We start from the raw sequence: 20,107 nt of genomic DNA, 5'->3' as shown, positions 1-20,107 counted from the left end.
AATATCCCGAATTATTTATTTCTTTGCATCTCTATGAATTTTAAAATTCTCTCAAATACATCGCCCCTGTCTGCAAGCATTATTGAATGCCCGTATCCCTGGGCAACATACAGTTCCTTTGGACCGGAAAGTGCATCGTACACCCTCCTCTCGTTTTCAGGCTTTACGACCCTATCCTCTGAGGGAATAACCACCATGCAGGGCCTGTGAACCCTTCTCACCTGAGCGATGGTGTCCATGGACATAAGAGGTTTGTAGGAGCCAATCCAGAGCTTGTTTTCCAGGTAATTTAATTTCTTGGCCCTATCGGCCAATTTCTCATCGGTAAATAAAGAGGAATAGTCAACACGATAATTTATGTAATAATCCCTGCCTGTTATCTTCTCCACAAGTTTTCCAATCGCATAAATCAAGGGCAATCCTATTCTCTCCCCAACACTCAATTCCTCCCTTATTGAGGAGGGAGGGGCTATGGCCACACCCACATCGCCAATTCCCCGGGTAAGTGCATATATTGTTGTGGCTGCTCCCAAACTGTGACCCATTATGATCAAAGGACTTTTCAGCAGATTCTCATTCCCCAGATACTCAATCCATTTTTCCAGGTTTTTTATATTCTTCTCAATGCTCTCATATCCCCTCTTTCCTGAACTTTTTCCATGGCCTTCAAAATCAATTATGAGAACCGCATAGCCGGCGGCGTTGAATTTCTCGGGATAATCATAAAATTCGCCCATGGAGGATAGGAGGCCGTGGAGCATAACTATGGTTCCTTTCTCCCCGGGATAGTACCTGCCGTAAAGGCCATCCACTCTAATCTCTCGCATGATAGAGCATCTCACACATGCTCTTAAATTTATCGTATTATCTTGGCATCCAGCACAACACAATCGCTCTCCCTTGCAAGCACGGGATTCAGGTCAATGCCCTCAATATCTGGGTTCTCTTCCACGAGTTTTGAAATTCTGAGAAGTAAATCAATGATGGCCTCCCTGTTTACCCTCATTCCCCTGTATCCTTCAAGTATTTTTCTTCCCCTGAGCTCCGAGAGCATCATCTCTGCATCCCTGCGGGATATGGGAATGACCCTAAATGTAACATCCCTGAGAATCTCTGTGAATATCCCTCCAAGACCGAACATTATGGCATGCCCAAAGGAAGGATCCCTAGTAACACCAACTATGACCTCGATACCACCCGATAGCATTTCCTCCACGAGCACCGGGGCATGGAATTTTTCCATAAGATTTTTCACAGCATTTTTCAATTCCTCTCCGCTGCCAATGTTTAAAATCACACCACCCACATCGGTCTTGTGGAGGATTCTTTCGCTTGCAACCTTGGCGACAAGGGGATATTCCAAATTCAATTCTTCCAAGTCCTCCAATCTTTCCACAAGGGTACCATTGGGCACCTTTATTCCATACTTCTTCAGCATAATCTTGGCATCATACTCATTCATTCTTCTCCCTCCAGATAATCCAGAATTCTGGCCCTTTCATGAAGGACCTTCAAAGCCTTCACACTGCGCTCTATGCCCATAAACACGGGAACGCGATTCTTCTCAAACTTCCGAAACATATTCAGGGCAAATTCGCTCCCGATTGTGCCCACAACAATGGGCTTCTTTCCCTCCCTGTGCCATTTTGTGATTATATCCACGAGTTTCTCGCTTATCAGCGGGGTTTGGAAAAGGGCGTAAACAAGGATGGCATCCACATTCGGATCCTCGTTCAAGGCGGCAAGCACACCATCGTAGTCATCATCGCTTGCCTGTGCCGTCATATCCACAGGATTCTCCACGGAAGCGAAGGGCACAACCTCCTCCTTTATTCTACGCTTAGTCTCCTCGCTCAATTCGGCCATTTTCATACCTATGCCACGAACCTCGCTCTCAATGTAATCAGTGGTAACGACTCCAACACCACCGGCAGAGGTGACAACGGCTATTCTCTCTCCTCTTATGGGTTTTCCATAGGCGAGGGCACGGGCATAATCAACCAGTTCAACTTCATCGTATGCGCGGATAACTCCGCATTGCTTGAAGGCACCATCGGCAACGGCATCGCTGCCTCCCAGAGCTCCGGTGTGCAAACTCGCAGCTCTGCCTCCACGCTTTGTTCTTCCAGCCTTGAGCACAACTATGGGCTTGTGTTTGCTAACCTTCCTTGCGATGCGCATGAATTCTCTCCCATCGCGGAAACTCTCAATGTAAAGAATAACAACCCTGCTTTGCTCATCCCCACCAAAATACTCCAGGAGTTCATTCTCGTTAACATCCACCCTGTTGCCCAGATTTATGAATGCGCGGAATCCAACATCGTACATTGAAAAGGAATCCATGGTCAAAAGTCCCAGTGCTCCGCTTTGTGTTATGAAGGCTATATCCCCATCCTTGGGAAATCTTGAGCGCTCGGGCACAACAAGGGCTGTGTTCACCCCCGTGCTTGGAACATATATGCCCACGGTATTGGGCCCTATGATTCTGGCATTGTGTCTCCTTGCATCCTCCAGAATCTTTCTCTCCATTTCCTTACCCCTGGGCCCGGTTTCGCCAAATCCACCGGCAATTGGTATTATGAACCTTGATTTCTTTGCAACGGATTCAAAAATATTCACAGTGAGTTCGGCGGGAAGTGTTATAACACTCAGATCAACATCCTCGGGCAGGGAATCCACATCCTTGTAAACCCTGAAGCCCAGGATTTCGCCACCCTTTGGATTCACGGGGTAAACCCTACCAGCATACCCATTGTTTTTCAAATTCTCAAGAACCACGTAGCCAATTTTCTTTGGATTGTGGGATGCACCTATGACTGCTATGCTCTCCGGGGCTATGAGTTTCTCAAACATAAAAAGGGAATGGCGAAGGAAATTAAATAGATTGCCTGAGAAGAGATAACAATAAAATAAAAAAATGCGCTTAAGCGCACTTATCAAGGGGCTTGGGTGTCACCTTCGTGCTTTTCTCCGTCTTGAGGATTATCCTTGCATCTACCACGCTGAGGCCCTTCTCATAAACGATCACAGGATTGGCATCCACCTCCTTTATGTAGTCCCTGAAATCCCAGACCAGTTGGGAAAGACGACTAACCGCGTCTGCTATCGCCTCAATATCCCTGGGCTTCTCTCCCCTGGCACCGCGGAGTATGCCATAACCCTTGATCTCCTTCACCATATCCAGGGCCTCGTCCTTGCTGAAGGGCGCGATACGGAATGTCACATCCTTGAGGATCTCCACGAATATGCCTCCAAGTCCAAACATAACAGTTGGTCCGAACTGGGCATCGTTTACACTTCCTATTATTGTCTCCGTACCCCAGGGCTCCATATGCTGCACGTACACGCCAAGAATCTCTGCGCGGGGATCGTAGCGCTGCGCGTTCTCTATTATCTCCTCAAAGGCCCTGCGAACCTCCTCATCGCTCTTTATGTTAACCTTCACTCCGCCAGCATCGCTCTTGTGCACGATGTCGGGCGAGACAATCTTCATAACCACAGGATATTCGACCGCTCTGGCAATCTTCACCGCGTCTTCCACGTTCTTGGCCATCTTGCCCTTTGGCACAGGTAGGCCATAGGCGGCGAATACCTCCTTGGCCTCGGGCTCCGTGAGCAGGGATCTTCCACAGGCCTTTGCCTTCCCTATGATGGCCTCAACCTTCTGCCTGTCAACCTCGTAGGGCACGAATTCCTTTGAGGCTTTCTCAAGATACCTACCGTACGTTCTCAGGGCAGCAAGGGCACGCACGGCTGCATGGGGGCTATCGTAATAGGGTATTCCATGCTCTATCAGCCACTCTCCAGCCTTGACACTGCGCTCTCCACCCACAAAGCTCACGGCTATGGGCTTGTTGGCTCCACTATCCTTGTAGGCCTTGTAAATACCCTCCGCTATGTTCATGGGGTCAGTGAAGGATGTCTCGCAGTAGAGAACAACAACACCATCAACCCAGTCGTGCTTGAGGGCATCCCTTATTGAACCCTCGTACTGGGGTCTGTCTGCCATACCTGTGAGGTCAACAGGGTTCTTTGGATTGCCAAACTCAGGCATGTGCTTGAACATCAGCAATTTGAGATCATCAGGAGCGTCCTTTATGGGCACTCCGTATCTCTCGGCGGCATCTGTGGCGAGGACCCCCACTCCTCCACCGTTTGTTATTATGAGAAGGTTGTCCCCACGCATGGGAGACTGAAGGGCCAGGGCCATGGTCTCGTCAAACAGTGCGTTGAGGTTCTCGGCCCATACGATATGTCCCTGCTTGAATGCTGCCTCGTAAATCTTGGTGCTTCCCGCAAGGCTCCCGGTGTGGGACGCGGCGGCAGCCGCACCCCTCTTTGAGGTTCCGGCCTTGAGCGCGATTATCGGCTTCTTGGAGTTCTTGGCAGCATTTAGGAACTTGCGTCCATCCTTAACGCCCTCTACGTAGAGCGATATCACATTTGTATCCTCATCCTTGTTGAAATACTCAATGAGATCTCCAAAATCCAGATCTGCCATGTTTCCAATGCTTATCATATGGGATATGCCCACCTTGTCCACCCAGGTACGGGCATCCATGGCTATGAGCAACGCACCGCTCTGTGAGATCATGGCGGCCTTTCCGGGATACGGGAGATACGGGCCAAAGGATGCATTCATCTTCAGAGGATTGTTCATTATACCCACAACGTTGGGGCCCAGAATGCGCATTCCGTACTTGTGTGCTATTTCCACAACCTCCCTTTCAAGGTCCTCACGTCCAACCTCACTGAATCCGGAAGCGATGATGACAAGGCCCTTTACTCCCTTCTTTCCGCACTCCTCCGTAACTGCAGGAACGTACTTTGCAGGTACAACTATGAGGGCAATATCAACCTCATCGGGTATCTCAGTTACACTGTGATAGCACTTGAGGCCTTCAACCTCATCGGCCTTGGGATTCACAGGATATATCTTACCCTCATATCCAGAATCTATGAGATTCTTGACGCATTGATGCCCTATGGCCTTCGGATCCCTGCTTGCTCCGACGATTGCTATACTTTTTGGCTTGAATATCTGGTCTAAATTTTCCATTTTGATTACCTCCTTTTTTCCGGGATTGCATTTAAACATAATAAATTTGCACTTCGTCATCCGTCTATTTGCAATTTAACTTTCGTTGCGAGGTTTGAGTTAAGTATAAATAGGGCAAAATATTTTCATAATTGAATGGAGGAAAAAATAGTTCATCTTAGACTCTCGGAGCATCCCGAGATCACCGTTGGCGAGTTGTACGAGATCATGATGGAACTCGCCAAAAAATATCCAGATAGAGAGGTGTTTTTCGACGGGGACGAGCAGGCCATATGCTCCAGGCCTAAAAAGCCCCAGTAAGTTGAGGGAAAACCTGCATTATGCTCAAAGAGCTCAATATATTGAACACAAGGGCCACACCCCCGCCTATGACGATGAGCACAACCAGTATGATTATTATCCAAAGGGCTATCTTCAGTATCACTTTACCCAAGAGAACTATGCCTATCAAAACAAGGAGTGCAAGGATGCACCAGGAATGCGGGTCCGCGAACATAATTAGGAATGGGATTAATACTACTTAATACTATCCTTCATTTTGGCGTGCTTAACATTTGAAAGGTTTAAAATAAAATGAAGACATACCATGATAATGCCTGCCAAGCCGGATGATCTGTGGAAACTGAAGTGGGATTATCTTTTCAACCATTCACCCGAATCAATCATAATTCTCGACGAGGATCATACAATTCTTGAGGCAAATGAAACAACGCTCAAACTTTTGGGAAAGAGTAGGGAGGAGGTTGTGGGCAAAAAATGCTACCATGTTTTCCACAACACGGATTCTCCGCCGGAGGGGTGTCCATTTGAAGAGATGAAAATGAAGAAATGGAAGCCCTGTGCAAATGAGATGGAGACCATAATAGGGGATTTCATCGTGGAAGTTTTCCCCATGGAAATTCCAGGGGAGGGCAGGAGAATCCTGCACTTTGCAAGGGACATCACCGTGATCAAGGAAATAGGCATGAAGATGCTCGAGGCTCTGGAGAGGCACGCCGCCTTTCTCGATACATTGGTGAATTTAGATTTGCTCATTCTGAGAGAGAAGGATCTGGACAACGTTCTCAGGGGAGCCGTAAAAATAATCGCTGAAAATGAGAATTTCAATGCTGCATGGATCCTCCTGAAGGAGGATAGCATGCTTACAACGAAGAGTATGTACGGCGCGAACTGGAAATTCGAAGAAAGATACCCCGTGGAAGATTTTCTGAGGGAGGAGGATCTCTGGACCCGCAGAATGGGGGATGAGTCCTACATATTTTTACCCCTGAGGCTTGAGGAAAGATTCCTGGGTCTAATTATCCTTTCAAAACTTGGTGATGAGGTCATAGAGAGGGAGAACGAGAAGGTTCTCAAGATCATAGCGGATAACCTCGCAATCGCCGTATATGACAGACGCCTTGAAAGAATTCGCTCAATGGCATACAGGGAACTTGAAAAGAATATAGAGAGTTTTGCAATGCTCGTGGATGGCATAAGAAACCCGCTTGCTGTGATAATGGGCATAGCCGAGGGCATGGTTGAGGATGAAAGCACCAAAAGGAAGATAATGGAGCAGATTGAAAAAATAGAGAATATAACCTCCAAAATAGATGAGCGGTGGGAGAAGAGCGAGCATCTGCGTAAATTCCTCAGGGATCTCTAAGGGAAAATTTTAATGGGTATGATGCAATTTGTTGGCCCAATGATGAGGGTTAAGGACATAAGAAATATGATCACCCAGAATGCATCCGCTGTAAAGGATGACGATTCCCTTTTGAAAGTGGCCGAGGCCATTGTTGAAGATTCAAAGACACGGGCTGTTTATGTGATAAATAAGGAAAACAAACTCGTTGGAATCATACCCGTGAATGAGGTGATCCAGTACCTTTACTACAGGTACATCCCGGAAGAGTACATACTTTATAGATTTCCAGTCTTACTGAGCGGAGATGCCAAGGCCAGGGACATAATGCTCTCACCAATCTACGTGCATGACAATGAGGACATCACAAGCGCTCTCGTTAAGATGTTCAAAAACAATCTTGAGGAGTTACCGGTGGTGGATGAGGAGATGCACATTCTCGGAGATTTAAGTGTTTTGGAACTTATCTCCGCGTGGCTCCAGAGTGTTAAAAATGCTGATTGAACTCGCATTGGCACTCATACTTGCCAAGACGATGGATGAGATATTTATGAGGAAGGGGCAACCCCCGGTTATAGGCGAGATATCCATAGGCATTCTGTTTTCTGCAATTGCATTTGCCCTGCCCCAGAGCATTATAGTTGGAGATTATTCATTTCCCCTGAACTTTGATATAAAGCACCCTGCCTTTGATTTCTTTGCCGAAACAGGAATACTCCTGCTTCTTTTCCTATCAGGAATGGAAACCAATTTTTCGGATCTGAAAAAATCAGGAAAATCCGGACTTCTTGCAGGTTCTCTTGGGGTTGCTCTAACATTCTTCTTTGTTTATGTATTCTCATTCTTCATCCTCAAAATGTCTGTGCAGCAATCCACGGTTTTTGCAACCATATTCACGGCCACAAGCGTGGGAGTTACGGTGCGCACCATGATGGACCTGGGCATTCTGAACACGAGGGTTGGAAACACGATATTAACGGCGGCCGTGGCCGACGACATATTCGGGATAATACTGGTAACCATCGTGCTTGGAAGTGGAGAGATCATTGAAATTCTGATCGGCATGGTTATCTTCTTCGCGGGCCTCTACCTGGTGTACAGGTACAATTTGATGGATCGCGCCCTCAAATACGTTGACAGGAGTTTGCACGGCAGATACGCCCTGGTATCCATATCACTGGGATTCATGTTCCTCTTTGCCTACTTTGCAGACCTGGCACACATAGCAACCATAACGGGCGCTTTCTTTGTGGGCCTGTTCATAGGCCAGTCCCGTGAGGAAAGGAAAATAGTTGAACCTGTGAAGATGATCGCCTACTCCCTCTTCATACCCGTATTTTTCGTTAAGGTGGGAACTCTTGTGGATTTTCAAAATTTATCCGGGTTCAATCTTTTGCTTCTTGCCATCATACCAATCGTTTTCCTTGGAAAGGTGGTTGGCTGTGCACTGGGATCAAGAATATCTTCACTGACAGGCAGGGAAAGTTTAAGGGTTGGATTTGGCATGGTTCCCGAGATGGAGGTTGCCCTCGTCATAGCCACCCTTGCCTACGGCTCTGGCATATTTGGAAACGTGCTTGGAACACAGGTGATAACCCTAACCATTTTGTACGTGATTGTATCATCCCTCACGGTGCCGGTAGTTCTGAAGAAAATGTATGAAGGGATCGGAAATGGAGGTAGTTCCTGACTACAAAAATGGGGTTTACAACATACCCCACACGATACTCAATATTATGGGTTTGCACACCCCATTAGCGCTGGATGGATTTCGCGATGTTCGGACAGATTCTCTCATATTCATACTCGTGGATGCACTGGGATACAACCTTTTCAAACTTTTCAAAAAGTATGTAGATTTCTGCAATGTGAAAAAGATAACCTCCATTTTTCCAAGCACAACCGCGGCAGCACTGACCACCATTTACACGGGGCTATCTCCCAAGGAACACGCAGTGCTGGAATGGTACATGTACTACGAGGAGTATGGGGGAATCATTAAAACACTGCCATTCTCGCCAATGCATTCGGAGGAAAATGATGCTCTTCTTCATTTGGGCGTAAATCCCGAACCTCTTTTTCGCATGCCCACAATATTCCAGAGAATGGATGCAAATGGGATAAGGTGCTCCGCATATATGCGAAGGGAATACGCGCATGCAACCTACTCCTCGCACATGCTGAGGGGTGCAGAGATAAAGGATTACAGAAATCTTGAAGATGCATTCAAGAAGATAAGGAAGGATAAGAGCGATTTCATATATCTCTACATAGATTATCTTGACACCGTGCAGCATGCCTATGGACCCCATTCAGGGGAGACGGAGGAGGAATTGAAAAGAATATTCACAGAAATTGAAAAATTAAAAAGGGCAAGAAAAACAACAATTATCGTTTCAGCGGATCACGGGCAGATAGAGATAAGAAAAAAGAGGATTATCCCATTAAAATCAGCACCTCCCGGTGGTGGACCAAGGGACATGTTCATCTACGGTGAAGAGCAAATACCTGAGGACCTGAGGATTTTGAGCGGAAAGGATTTCCTGAATCTCCTAGGTCCCGGGAAAGAGAATGATAGGTTGAGAATGCGCGTTCCCGATAGGGTTATTCTCCCCGAAGAATACGAGGGAGTATGGTACGAGAATTTCTACGCCAGGGGGCTCCACGGAGGACTAAGCGTTGAGGAGATGTACGTGCCTTTCATTCTCTATGAGCCATGAGCCGTGTATTTAAATAAGCATAAAAAATAAATAACCATAATGCATATCCCCAGCACTGCTAGGCCTTCGCATGACGCATGCATGTGATTGCCTAGCACAGGTGGTAGATGTAATGGAATATGGGAAGAAAAATAAGGAAATTATATGTATAGTGGCTGCATTGATGGTCTTCAGCGTGTTTTCTGTGGCAATTTTTGCAGCCTCAGCCAACGGAGAGAGCATGGTACCCATATCCAGCGGATTCAATCCAAGGCTCCTGCATCAGGGAACCTTTATGGGATATGTGAATCCGAACCAGAAGATATGGGTAACCATAGGATTAAACTGGAAAAACGAGGAAAATCTGAATGAGTTTTTGAAAGAGGTGAACAATCCCAGTTCGCCCAACTTTGGAAAATACCTGAGTTATCAGGATTTCAAAGCGAGATATGCACCTTCTATCCACGAATATGTGCAGGTGCTCAATTGGATAAGGAATAACAATGTGCACATAGCATACACCTATCCCATGAGAAATGCCATAGTGATCCATGATACCTTCAAAAAGATCGGCAACCTTCTGCATGTGCAGTTTGGATACTTTAAGTCAAACAACCCCTCCCTGAACAGGTATTATTTTGCGGCGATGAACTCTCCCAGCGTGCCACTTAACCTGAGAAACATAATATCAGGCATCAATGGTTTGAACAATGCAACAAGATTCAAACTGCACTACTACACAGCATCAAGTGGAATAGATTACCTTAGTGGTGCTGATGTATCCAAAATGTACCATGTTTACGAACTCTACAACAATACCCCTGACGGATCCGCAAGCAATACCCATATTTTCGCCACGGGTTTGAGGGTTGCCACCGTCCTTTGGGAAGGTGCCGATTCCTACGGAAATCAATATGCCCCCTTTGACCCAGATGCGGTTACATATTACTATCAGCATGTGATACCCACCTGGATTCAAAACCTCGGAGTAATGTCCACCGTGCATTACTATGGAACGAGCGGCACGGTTGCTCCGGGTAGCAATACAGATGGACAGGTATCCACTGAGAATGAACTGGATCTTGAGATGGTTGGAACTCTGGCGCCAGGAGTGGATGCATTCTGCGTTTACGGGCCGGGAGGAAGCAGTGGAGGACCATCGGAGAGCAATTTCCCAGATAATGAGTACAATTACATCCTGAATACGCTGGCAGCAGAGAGTAGCCCAGTTCTTGTGGCTGTTAGCAATTCTTGGGGCGGCGGAGATTATCAGGTGAGCAGTACCACGATGAATGATGTCAAGGCCCTTGAGGCAATGGGTGTCACCGTTATGGCCTCAAGTGGAGATGATGGAGACACCACATCCCCAAGTGAGCCATCCACGGCTGCCTATGATGATTATGGATTCCTTGCAGTTGGAGGAACCACTCCTATACCAAATGGAGTGGATCACACCACCCTTGACGATTATGCCACTATGGGATACAACACAAATCTCGCAAATCCAAGAAGTAGTGAGGTTGTGTGGTACGATACCACAAGTACCAATAGTGCTGGAGATCACTGGGGAACTCAGAGCGGCGTTAGTTCTGTATACTCCGAACCATCCTGGCAGAGTAATTACATCGGAAGTTATAATGGAAGGGTAACAGCAGATGTTTCCGCCATGGGAAATCACACTCTGATTTATGTGAGTAGCAGTAGTGGTACCCAGTGGAGCGCTGTAGCTGGAACCTCTGTTGCGTGTCCCGTTACTGCGGGCATGGTGGCAATGATGGATGCGTATGTAGGAGTGAACTATAGAATTTCAAACCATGGACTCGGTTTCTTGAATCCAATAATCTACAAACTGGGATACGATTACTACCACAATGGAATGTATTCCAATTCGCCCCCATACTTTGATGTTACCCAAGGTGCAACTGGCGGTGGTGGTTCTGCAGGCACAGGCTGGGATCAGGTTTCTGGTTGGGGAGTTATAAACGCCTGGAATTTCATCCACGATATAGGTTTCAAACTATCTTCTTCATCAACCAGCGTCACGGTTACGGCAGGAAATACAGCTTCATACACAATAAATGTAGCGTTCCCATACGATTGGACTGTGGATGTTGGCCATTTCCAGATAAGTGGATTACCGTCGGGAGCAACTGTGAGTTACTCCGCAAATTATGTGCATCCCGCGGGCAATGGTGCGGCATCCTCGTTAACCGTGAATATTCAAACATCATCCTCCACCCCTGCTGGAACTTACAATTTGGTGTTAACTGCATATTCCTACAATCACACAACAGGCCATTGGGGTAACCTAACCAATACCATACAACTCACATTAACGGTAAACAGCGGAAGCACCTCACCCACAGCGCCGAGTGCACCACAAAACCTGCAGGCAAGCGCTGGTAATGGGTATGTACAGCTTTCCTGGCAGGCTCCTTCAAGCAATGGTGGTGCCACAATTACTGAGTACAAGATTTATCGTGGCACCAGCAGCGGTGGTGAATCGTACCTGACCGAAACCTCATCGCTCTCATACAACGATACTTCCGTTACAAATGGACAGACCTACTATTACTACGTTACCGCCGTTAACTCTGCTGGAGAGTCCCCTGCCAGCAATGAGGTCTCTGCTACTCCTCAGGCATCTGCATCTGCTCCATCTGCACCTCAGAACCTGCAGGCAAGCGCTGGTAATGGGTATGTACAGCTTTCCTGGCAGGCTCCTTCAAGCAACGGTGGTGCAACAATTACTGAGTACAAGATTTATCGTGGCACCAGCAGCGGTGGTGAATCGTACCTGACCGAAACCTCATCGCTCTCATACAACGATACTTCCGTTACAAATGGACAGACCTACTATTACTACGTTACCGCCGTTAACTCTGCTGGAGAGTCCCCTGCCAGCAATGAGGTCTCTGCTACTCCTCAGGCACCTCCAAGCCCATCTCCTTCAACTCTCAAAATACTGCTCGTACTTGATAACGGTGCGTCCTCCTACAAATCCTACTTCACAGATGCCCTTGACGCCGATGGCTATTCATACGATGTGTGGGATATCAGCTCATCTGGCTCTCCATCGGCCAGCACACTTGAACAGTACCCCGTGGTCATCTGGACCACTGGATCTGCCTGGTCAAACATACTCTCCTCCACAGATCAGTCAAACCTTGAAACTTACCTCAACAATGGTGGAGCACTATACCTGAGCTCCCAGGACTTCCTGTACGAAGTTACTGGCGGGTACGATGAAAGTATATCTAACACGTTCATAACCAATTACCTGGGCGTGGATTACGTGGCCAACGATGTGGGCTATTCTACAGTCGCTGGCGTGTCCGGTACATTCGCAGCCAGCTTCTCTTCAATTTCCCTCTCCAATTACCCATTCACCAACTACGACGATGAACTCGGTCTCAGCTCCTATGGCCACGCCCTCTTCTATTCAACCTCCGATGGCTACGTTACCGGTGACTTCGTCAATACTTCTACCTACAGAACCGTGTTCACAGCATTCTCCTTCGAAGCCGTGGAAAATACCGATTCCTCCACAGGTAACGCTCTCCTTAAGGCTATTGTCGATTGGCTGTATCCGGAGGAGTCGCCAGCACCCTCACCCACAGCGCCGAGTGCACCACAAAACCTGCAGGCAAGCGCTGGTAATGGGTATGTACAGCTTTCCTGGCAGGCTCCTTCAAGCAATGGTGGTGCCACAATTACTGAGTACAAGATTTATCGTGGCACCAGCAGCGGTGGTGAATCGTACCTGACCGAAACCTCATCGCTCTCATACAACGATACTTCCGTTACAAATGGACAGACCTACTATTACTACGTTACCGCCGTTAACTCTGCTGGAGAGTCCCCTGCCAGCAATGAGGTCTCTGCTACTCCTCAGGCACCTCCAAGCCCATCTCCTTCAACTCTCAAAATACTGCTCGTACTTGATAACGGTGCGTCCTCCTACAAATCCTACTTCACAGATGCCCTTGACGCCGATGGCTATTCATACGATGTGTGGGATATCAGCTCATCTGGCTCTCCATCGGCCAGCACACTTGAACAGTACCCCGTGGTCATCTGGACCACTGGATCTGCCTGGTCAAACATACTCTCCTCCACAGATCAGTCAAACCTTGAAACTTACCTCAACAATGGTGGAGCACTATACCTGAGCTCCCAGGACTTCCTGTACGAAGTTACTGGCGGGTACGATGAAAGTATATCTAACACGTTCATAACCAATTACCTGGGCGTGGATTACGTGGCCAACGATGTGGGCTATTCTACAGTCGCTGGCGTGTCCGGTACATTCGCAGCCAGCTTCTCTTCAATTTCCCTCTCCAATTACCCATTCACCAACTACGACGATGAACTCGGTCTCAGCTCCTATGGCCACGCCCTCTTCTATTCAACCTCCGATGGCTACGTTACCGGTGACTTCGTCAATACTTCTACCTACAGAACCGTGTTCACAGCATTCTCCTTCGAAGCCGTGGAAAATACCGATTCCTCCACAGGCAACGCTCTCCTTAAGGCTATCGTCGATTGGCTGAGTGGAGAGAGCACTTCCATAGATATACACGTGAACCCATCAATAGTGGCACACCACACAGATCCATCGAGCAACACAAATGTGCTTCAGGAACTCTACACAATGCACATACACAGCATGGAGACCTGCGCCATACCTATCAGATCCATTTCCCTATAATTTTTTCTTCTTTTTTGGGGAAAAATTTAAAACGATGATTCATTATAAGGGCTATGTTTGAAGAAAAGCTGAAAAATGCAAAGATAGGTCTCACCTTTGATGACGTTCTTCTCCAGCCCTCCAGGAGCCCGGTGGAGCCAAAGGATGTGGATGTTTCCTCCCATATAACCAGGCATATAAAGGCAAAAATTCCAATTTTGAGTTCTCCCATGGATACCGTCACAGAGGATAGAATGGCAATCGCCCTCGCAGAGATTGGAGCACTTGGCATAATTCACAGAAACATCACCATTGAGGAGCAGGTAGAACTTGTGAGAAGGGTGAAGAAGGAGGAGAGCCTGATAATAAGAGATTTGCACACGATAACTCCAGATACCACTATAGAAGAGGCAGAGAGGTTGATGAGAGAGAACAAAATAGCAGGTCTTCCCGTGGTGGAAAACGATAAACTTGTTGGAATCTTGACCAACAGGGACATAAGATTTTACAGGGGTGAAAGAATAAAGGTCTCTTCCGTTATGACCAAGGACGTGATCACAGCTCCAGAGGGCATAACCATGGAGGAGGCCATAAAAATAATGCACGAGCATCGCATCGAAAAATTACCAATAGTGAAGGATGGAAAGCTCGTCGGACTCATAACGGCCAAGGACATACTGAAGAGGGAGAGGTACCCGGATGCTCTCAGGGACTCGGATGGACGGCTCATGGTCGGTGCAGCAATAGGTCCGTTTGACGAGACCCGTGCTAAAAAACTTCTGGATGCAGAGGTGGATGTTCTCGTTATAGACACTGCCCACGCACACAACGAGCATGTGATGGAGAGCATAAAGAAGATCCGCAAAATAGTGGATGTTGATCTCATAGCGGGGAACATAGCAACCAGGGAAGCGGCAGAGGATTTGATTGCTCTGGATGTGGACGCTCTAAGGGTTGGAATAGGTCCTGGCTCCATATGCACAACCAGAGTGGTGGCGGGAATAGGCGTGCCCCAACTTGAGGCAATAGGCCAGACGGCAGATGTTGCCCATGAACACGGAGTGCCTGTTATAGCGGATGGAGGAATAAGATATTCTGGAGACATAGTCAAGGCCCTTGCAGCGGGAGCTAGCGCGGTTATGCTTGGAAGTCTCCTCGCTGGAACAGAGGAATCCCCGGGAAGGGAGATGATCATAGGTGGAAGAAAATTCAAGGTGTATAGAGGTATGGGCTCCCTGGGTGCCATGCAAAAGGGCATATCGGATCGTTACGGAAAACTTGGCAAGGGAAAACTTGTGCCCGAGGGAGTGGAGGCGGCCGTACCCTACAAGGGCAGGGTTGAAGAGGTGATATTCCAACTTGTTGGTGGGATGAAATCGGGTATGGGTTACATAGGGGCGAGAAACGTGGAGGAACTGTGGAAGAGGGCAAAATTTGTGAGAATCACAAATGCGGGACTCAAAGAGAGCCATCCCCACGATGTCAACATAATAAGTGAGGCGCCAAATTACCCCATGAGTTAATTATTTAACCTATCTTCCCATTTTTAAACCATGGAATACCCGGAAGATGTGCTTACAAAATCAAAGAAGGGAAAAATAGAGGTACGGAACCTTGTGGATTGCGGAAAATTTGTGAGATACGAGTACCTCGACCCGAAAACTGGAGAGAGAAGCGAGAACAAGGTAAAAATCGTGCTCTACAACGGAAGGGACTACGAGGAGTATTTTATCATCCCTCTGAAACAGAAGAACAGGTTTCTCATGCTCTCCGCCGAGAAGAAGGGGCCACGCAAGATATGGGATGGAAAGGAAGCAAAGGACCTCTACCACCTTCTTGGCTTGGATGAATGAACTTCCAAAGTTTTATTAAATATGAAGCCTAGGGTTAGACATGAGTAATGAGGAGATAATAAAAAAGGCAAAGGAACTGGGCAAGGCCCTGAAGGAGTCGGAAGAGTATAAGGAACTTATTGAAGCACAGAAGGCCCTTGATGGAGATAAGGATACGCAGAAACTTTTGAATGATTACAACGCCAAGGCCCAGGAAATTCAACTCAAACAGATGACTGGGGAGAACATAAACGATAATATGGTGGAATTGCAGAAACTCGAGCAGGATATTATGAACAGCGAAACAATGAAGAGGTACACGGAGGCCGAGGATAAGTTCAAGAAACTCATTGAATCCACAAACCAGGCCATAGTGGAATCCATGGAAGAGGAGCAAAAGGGATAAATAGAATAAGGGGCATATCCCTTATTCCATGTACGCGAGAGTTGAAGATATAGGAAAAAAGATAAAGAGCATGGAGATTCGTGGGGCCGGTCGTATCGGAAGGGCCGCTGCCCTGGCCCTGAAATATTTTGCCGAGGATTTTGAAGGAAACATTGAGAGATTTTACGAAGATCTGGAGAGTGTAAAAGAGTACCTTATCTCCACGAGGCCCACAGCAGTTTCGCTCAAGAATGCTGTTTACTATGTGGTCAACAGGGCAAAGGGGGAAAATGTGGAAGACCTGCGTAAATCCATAATAAAAAATGCGGAAGAATTCATAAAAAGATCCGAAGAGGCACTTGAGATCATAGGAAAATACGGGGCTGGGAGAATTCCCGATGGGGCGACCATACTCACACACTGCAACTCTTCAGCCGCTTTGCAGTGCATAATCCAGGCACACAGGGATGGAAAGAAAATTCGCGTTTTCAACACGGAAACGAGGCCATGGTTACAGGGACACATAACCGCAAGGGCTCTGGCAAGGGAAGGAATAGACGTTACAATGATCGTGGACTCTGCGGTTCGTTATTTCATGAGGGATGTGGACATTGTTGTTGTGGGAGCGGATACCATAGCCAGCAACGGCGCAGTTATAAACAAAATAGGCACATCCCAAATTGCTCTGGCTGCCCATGAGGCAAGGGTACCCTTCATAGTTTGCGCTGAAACCTACAAATTCTCTCCAGAAACGGTAATAGGAAAACTGGTGAAGATTGAGGAGCGCGATCCCAGAGAGATTGCAAATCCCGATGATTTCCCGGGCGTGAAATTCAGAAATCCCGTGTTTGATGCCACTCCTCCAGAGTACATAGACGCGATAGTTACCGAGAAGGGTGTGATTTCCCCCTATCTTGCGTATGAGATAATAAAGGAGGTGATGAATGTTGGAATTGAAGGTAAAGAGGATTGATGTGGAAGTTGGAGGATTGGAGATCATATTGAACGAGGAAGATGCAAAGGAACTTGGATTGCACCCCCAGGACAGGGTTAAGGTCACAAGGAGGGGCACGGTAACAACAGCCATAGTGAACATCTCTGAAAGTATGATTAGAAAGGGAGAGATAGGGATGTTCGTTGAGATCAGTGAGAAATTAAGCGTGAAAAATGGAGATAAGGTGAACATCGCTCCAACTGTCAGGCCTATGAGCGTGGACTATATAAAGAAAAAGATCTCCGGTGGAAAACTCACAAAGGACGAGATATATCAGATCGTGAGGGACATAGTGGACGATAGTCTATCAAACATTGAACTGGCATCCTACGTGACGGCGATTCAGATCCGTGGCATGGACATGGATGAGACCGAGTGGATGACAAAGGCAATGGTGGAAACAGGCGAAACTATTGATTTTGAATACACCGTGTTTGACGTGCACAGCATAGGAGGCGTGCCCGGAAATAAGTATGCACCCATAGCCGTGCCAATAGCGGCCAGCATGGGACTGAAAATACCGAAAACATCATCAAGGGCCATAAGCAGTGCCGCAGGCACAGCTGATCTTATGGAGGTGCTCACCAACGTGAAACTGAGCGTTAAGGACATAAGGAGGATTGTTGATGATGTGGGAGCCACACTCACGTGGGGTGGTGCGGTTAATCTTGCACCTGCCGACGACAAGATCGTGAAGGTTGAGTATCCCCTTGGAATAGACCCCCATTCCCAGGTCCTGGCCAGCGTGATGGCAAAGAAGAAGGCAGTGGGCGCGAATTACATGGTTCTTGACATTCCAATGGGTCCAGAAACAAAGGTGCCTGACGAGAAGACCGCGAGAAAATACGCCATGGACTTCATAGAACTCGGAGAGAGGTTGGGCATAACCATCGAGGCGGCCGTTACCTACGGTGGACAGCCCATCGGTCGTGCAATAGGCCCGGCCCTTGAGGCTCGGGAGGCAATGCAGGCCCTTGAGGGAAAAACCGTGAGCAACTCCCTAATTGAAAAGGCCACTGACATCGCAGGAATGCTCCTTGAACTGGGAAACGTGGCAGAGAGGGGCGAGGGAAAGGCCATGGCAAAGGATGTTCTGAAAAGTGGAAAAGCAAGGGAAAAGTTCCTCGAAATAATCAACGCCCAGGGTTCAAGGGGAATTGAAAAGAGCGAGGATGTGCCAATAGGCAAATACAAGGCGGAAATACACTCGCCTGAGGACGGGTACATCTCAATTGTCTCCAATAAGGCGCTGGTGAAGATTGCAAGAACCGCAGGAGCACCAAAGGACAAGGGTGCAGGAATACTGCTCAACAGGAAAAAGAGTGAGAAAACGGAAAAGGGAGAAGTGCTATACGTGATCTACGCGGATTCCAAGGCCAAACTGGAAGAGGCGGTTAAACTCGCCAAAATGCTAAAACCATTGAAAATTGAGGGAATGCTGCTTGAGCGAATCCCGTCTTACAAAAAATGAAAAGGGCAAAATTTCTCCCACTCTCTCAAATTTCCGCAGAGGATATTGGCAAGTGGATAATCACGGAGGGTTTTGTAGAAACAATATATCCCATAAAGGAAGACCGGCTCAAGAACTACATCATCGTGGACTCCTCATCACCGCTTCAGAGGGCAATTTATTTGAGCATGGATAGCACACACAGAACCTGCATCATAAGTGATGGAAAAGGGGAAATTACACTAATCCACGCACCTCTCTCCCTGTACCAGGGCCAGCGCATCAGGGTACTTTGCAAGGTTGTGAGACAGGGTAAGGGCATGGCTTTGAAATTCAGGAAATTCGTTTGATCATTTTAATAACTCTCTTCTGTAATCATAGGCCATGAGGAAAAGCACAATGGAGATTATGGAGAGGAGTATTGAAGTCACTAGATAAAAATCACAATTACAATTCTCGTTTCCATAACTGTCCACGTAACGGGCAGAGGATAGTATGGAGGCATCCTTCATAAGCAACTGGGTGTAATTTGACGTTGAGAATATGTCAATATAAACAATTTTCACCCCGGTTTCCCTGGACAACTGAATTGCAATTTGGCCGGATCTTGAGCTCTGGAGAGATTGCACATCCACTATGAAATTTATCTTTCCATTCTGAATATCCCTCTTCACCCTGCTCAGTTCCTTCTCGCTTATGAACTGATGCGGGCCCTCCAAGATCGTGCCCTCCACAGATATGCCCAGATATTTAACCACATAAAAGGCCCCGGGAACCGTTAGAAGAGCGGTTTTATTTCCCAAATTCGCATTCTTGGCCATCTCTCTAACATTCTCAAGGGCGAGTTCAAGATGTTTCTCGAATTTCAGAAAATTCTCTTCATAATAGGCAGATCCCGCTGGATCCATTTCTTCCAATTTTTTTTCGATTGCCCTCGTTATGTTAAGGGCATTTGGAGGGTAGAGCCAGTATCCGTGCACGTTTCTTTTGAAGTTACCGAGGGGATAAAGTGTGGCGTGGTAATCTTCAAAATCCAGGATTTCCTTACCCTCAACCTTTTCCCTTATGTTTCTATCTATTGAAAAGAACTGGCTGGATGCGAGAATTATGAGATCTGCAGATTGCAATTTTTTCACATCCCCGTAGGTCAGAGAGTAGGAATGTATGTCCTCACCCTGAGGCACTATGTAACTCACATTTACACGGGAGCCTCCAACCTCCCGGGCAAAGTATGAGAAAACCTCCAGTGTGGCCACAACATTTATCTTCTTCCCACTATCTGCGCTCACACCTGGGAGGAAGGAAATGAATGATCCGAACAAAGCAAATATAACCAACAGTGCTATTGCCCTTCTCATCGGTTAGGTTATACCT

At 47.2% G+C, this 20,107-nt stretch carries 18 protein-coding genes; 12 read left to right on the top strand and 6 right to left on the bottom strand.

Translation table 11 applies throughout. The features are described from left to right. Nucleotides 1-11: 11 nt before the first annotated feature. The 4 genes from AC0S1O_RS03040 to AC0S1O_RS03025 form a co-directional block, all read right to left on the bottom strand. Entirely contained in the window at nucleotides 12-827 is an 816-nt protein-coding gene (locus AC0S1O_RS03040) for an alpha/beta hydrolase (RefSeq protein ID WP_475394288.1), read from the bottom strand. Between the two features lie 29 nt (nucleotides 828-856). Beyond that, nucleotides 857-1,462: an acetate--CoA ligase family protein gene (locus tag AC0S1O_RS03035; RefSeq protein WP_475394287.1), complete on the bottom strand. Its 606-nt coding sequence runs from the start codon at nucleotides 1,460-1,462 to the stop codon at nucleotides 857-859. Then, nucleotides 1,459-2,853: an acetate--CoA ligase family protein gene (locus tag AC0S1O_RS03030; RefSeq protein ID WP_475394286.1), complete on the bottom strand. Its 1,395-nt coding sequence runs from the start codon at nucleotides 2,851-2,853 to the stop codon at nucleotides 1,459-1,461. Before AC0S1O_RS03030 ends, AC0S1O_RS03035 begins: the two co-directional genes overlap by 4 nt. 70 nt (nucleotides 2,854-2,923) lie before the next feature. Continuing rightward, nucleotides 2,924-5,059, bottom strand: coding sequence for an acetate--CoA ligase family protein (locus AC0S1O_RS03025; RefSeq protein ID WP_475394285.1), 2,136 nt, complete (start codon nucleotides 5,057-5,059; stop codon nucleotides 2,924-2,926). A gap of 135 nt (nucleotides 5,060-5,194) precedes the next feature. Between AC0S1O_RS03025 and AC0S1O_RS03020 the strand changes: the two genes are divergently transcribed. After that, nucleotides 5,195-5,359, top strand: a complete 165-nt coding sequence (locus AC0S1O_RS03020; RefSeq protein ID WP_475394284.1) for a hypothetical protein — start codon at nucleotides 5,195-5,197, stop codon at nucleotides 5,357-5,359. On the opposite strand, the gene AC0S1O_RS03015 is transcribed toward AC0S1O_RS03020, so the two are convergent. Continuing rightward, nucleotides 5,343-5,555: a hypothetical protein gene (locus tag AC0S1O_RS03015; RefSeq protein ID WP_475394283.1), complete on the bottom strand. Its 213-nt coding sequence runs from the start codon at nucleotides 5,553-5,555 to the stop codon at nucleotides 5,343-5,345. The genes AC0S1O_RS03020 and AC0S1O_RS03015 overlap by 17 nt on opposite strands. A gap of 96 nt (nucleotides 5,556-5,651) precedes the next feature. On the opposite strand from AC0S1O_RS03015, the gene AC0S1O_RS03010 reads away from it, so the two are divergent. From AC0S1O_RS03010 to AC0S1O_RS02960, 11 genes are all read left to right on the top strand, one after another. Beyond that, a complete protein-coding gene (locus AC0S1O_RS03010; RefSeq protein ID WP_475394282.1) occupies nucleotides 5,652-6,704 on the top strand; it encodes a PAS domain S-box protein in 1,053 nt (350 codons plus the stop codon). Between the two features lie 39 nt (nucleotides 6,705-6,743). Next, nucleotides 6,744-7,187, top strand: coding sequence for a CBS domain-containing protein (locus tag AC0S1O_RS03005; protein WP_475394281.1), 444 nt, complete (start codon nucleotides 6,744-6,746; stop codon nucleotides 7,185-7,187). Beyond that, nucleotides 7,177-8,373 (top strand): cation:proton antiporter, encoded by a 1,197-nt coding sequence (locus AC0S1O_RS03000; protein ID WP_475394280.1) that lies wholly within the window; start codon nucleotides 7,177-7,179, stop codon nucleotides 8,371-8,373. Before AC0S1O_RS03005 ends, AC0S1O_RS03000 begins: the two co-directional genes overlap by 11 nt. Beyond that, nucleotides 8,357-9,403 carry an alkaline phosphatase family protein gene (locus tag AC0S1O_RS02995; RefSeq protein WP_475394279.1) on the top strand — a complete coding sequence of 349 codons (1,047 nt, stop codon included), beginning with the start codon at nucleotides 8,357-8,359 and terminating at the stop codon, nucleotides 9,401-9,403. Before AC0S1O_RS03000 ends, AC0S1O_RS02995 begins: the two co-directional genes overlap by 17 nt. Before the next feature lie 112 nt (nucleotides 9,404-9,515). Further along, a complete protein-coding gene (locus AC0S1O_RS02990; protein WP_475394278.1) occupies nucleotides 9,516-14,093 on the top strand; it encodes a protease pro-enzyme activation domain-containing protein in 4,578 nt (1,525 codons plus the stop codon). A 53-nt stretch (nucleotides 14,094-14,146) separates the two neighbouring features. Beyond that, nucleotides 14,147-15,595 (top strand): IMP dehydrogenase, encoded by a 1,449-nt coding sequence (guaB, locus tag AC0S1O_RS02985; protein WP_475394277.1) that lies wholly within the window; start codon nucleotides 14,147-14,149, stop codon nucleotides 15,593-15,595. A 30-nt stretch (nucleotides 15,596-15,625) separates the two neighbouring features. Further along, the gene (locus tag AC0S1O_RS02980) at nucleotides 15,626-15,925 is read left to right on the top strand and encodes a hypothetical protein (protein WP_475394276.1); all 300 of its coding nucleotides are present in this window, start codon (nucleotides 15,626-15,628) and stop codon (nucleotides 15,923-15,925) included. Between the two features lie 40 nt (nucleotides 15,926-15,965). Next, the gene (locus tag AC0S1O_RS02975; RefSeq protein ID WP_475394275.1) at nucleotides 15,966-16,310 is read left to right on the top strand and encodes a YlbF/YmcA family competence regulator; all 345 of its coding nucleotides are present in this window, start codon (nucleotides 15,966-15,968) and stop codon (nucleotides 16,308-16,310) included. Nucleotides 16,311-16,338: 28 nt separating this feature from the next. Further along, complete coding sequence (locus AC0S1O_RS02970) at nucleotides 16,339-17,262, top strand: ribose 1,5-bisphosphate isomerase (protein ID WP_475394274.1); 924 nt, start codon at nucleotides 16,339-16,341, stop codon at nucleotides 17,260-17,262. After that, nucleotides 17,234-18,754: an AMP phosphorylase gene (locus AC0S1O_RS02965; protein WP_475394273.1), complete on the top strand. Its 1,521-nt coding sequence runs from the start codon at nucleotides 17,234-17,236 to the stop codon at nucleotides 18,752-18,754. Before AC0S1O_RS02970 ends, AC0S1O_RS02965 begins: the two co-directional genes overlap by 29 nt. Next, nucleotides 18,751-19,083, top strand: coding sequence for a hypothetical protein (locus AC0S1O_RS02960; RefSeq protein ID WP_475394272.1), 333 nt, complete (start codon nucleotides 18,751-18,753; stop codon nucleotides 19,081-19,083). Before AC0S1O_RS02965 ends, AC0S1O_RS02960 begins: the two co-directional genes overlap by 4 nt. On the opposite strand, the gene AC0S1O_RS02955 is transcribed toward AC0S1O_RS02960, so the two are convergent. Beyond that, nucleotides 19,084-20,091, bottom strand: coding sequence for a metal ABC transporter substrate-binding protein (locus AC0S1O_RS02955; RefSeq protein WP_475394271.1), 1,008 nt, complete (start codon nucleotides 20,089-20,091; stop codon nucleotides 19,084-19,086). It abuts the gene before it with no gap. Nucleotides 20,092-20,107: the final 16 nt, after the last annotated feature.

This window comes from Candidatus Aciduliprofundum sp. HYA1 (assembly GCF_056175085.1).
This window is presented reverse-complemented; position numbering and strand designations above follow the sequence as displayed.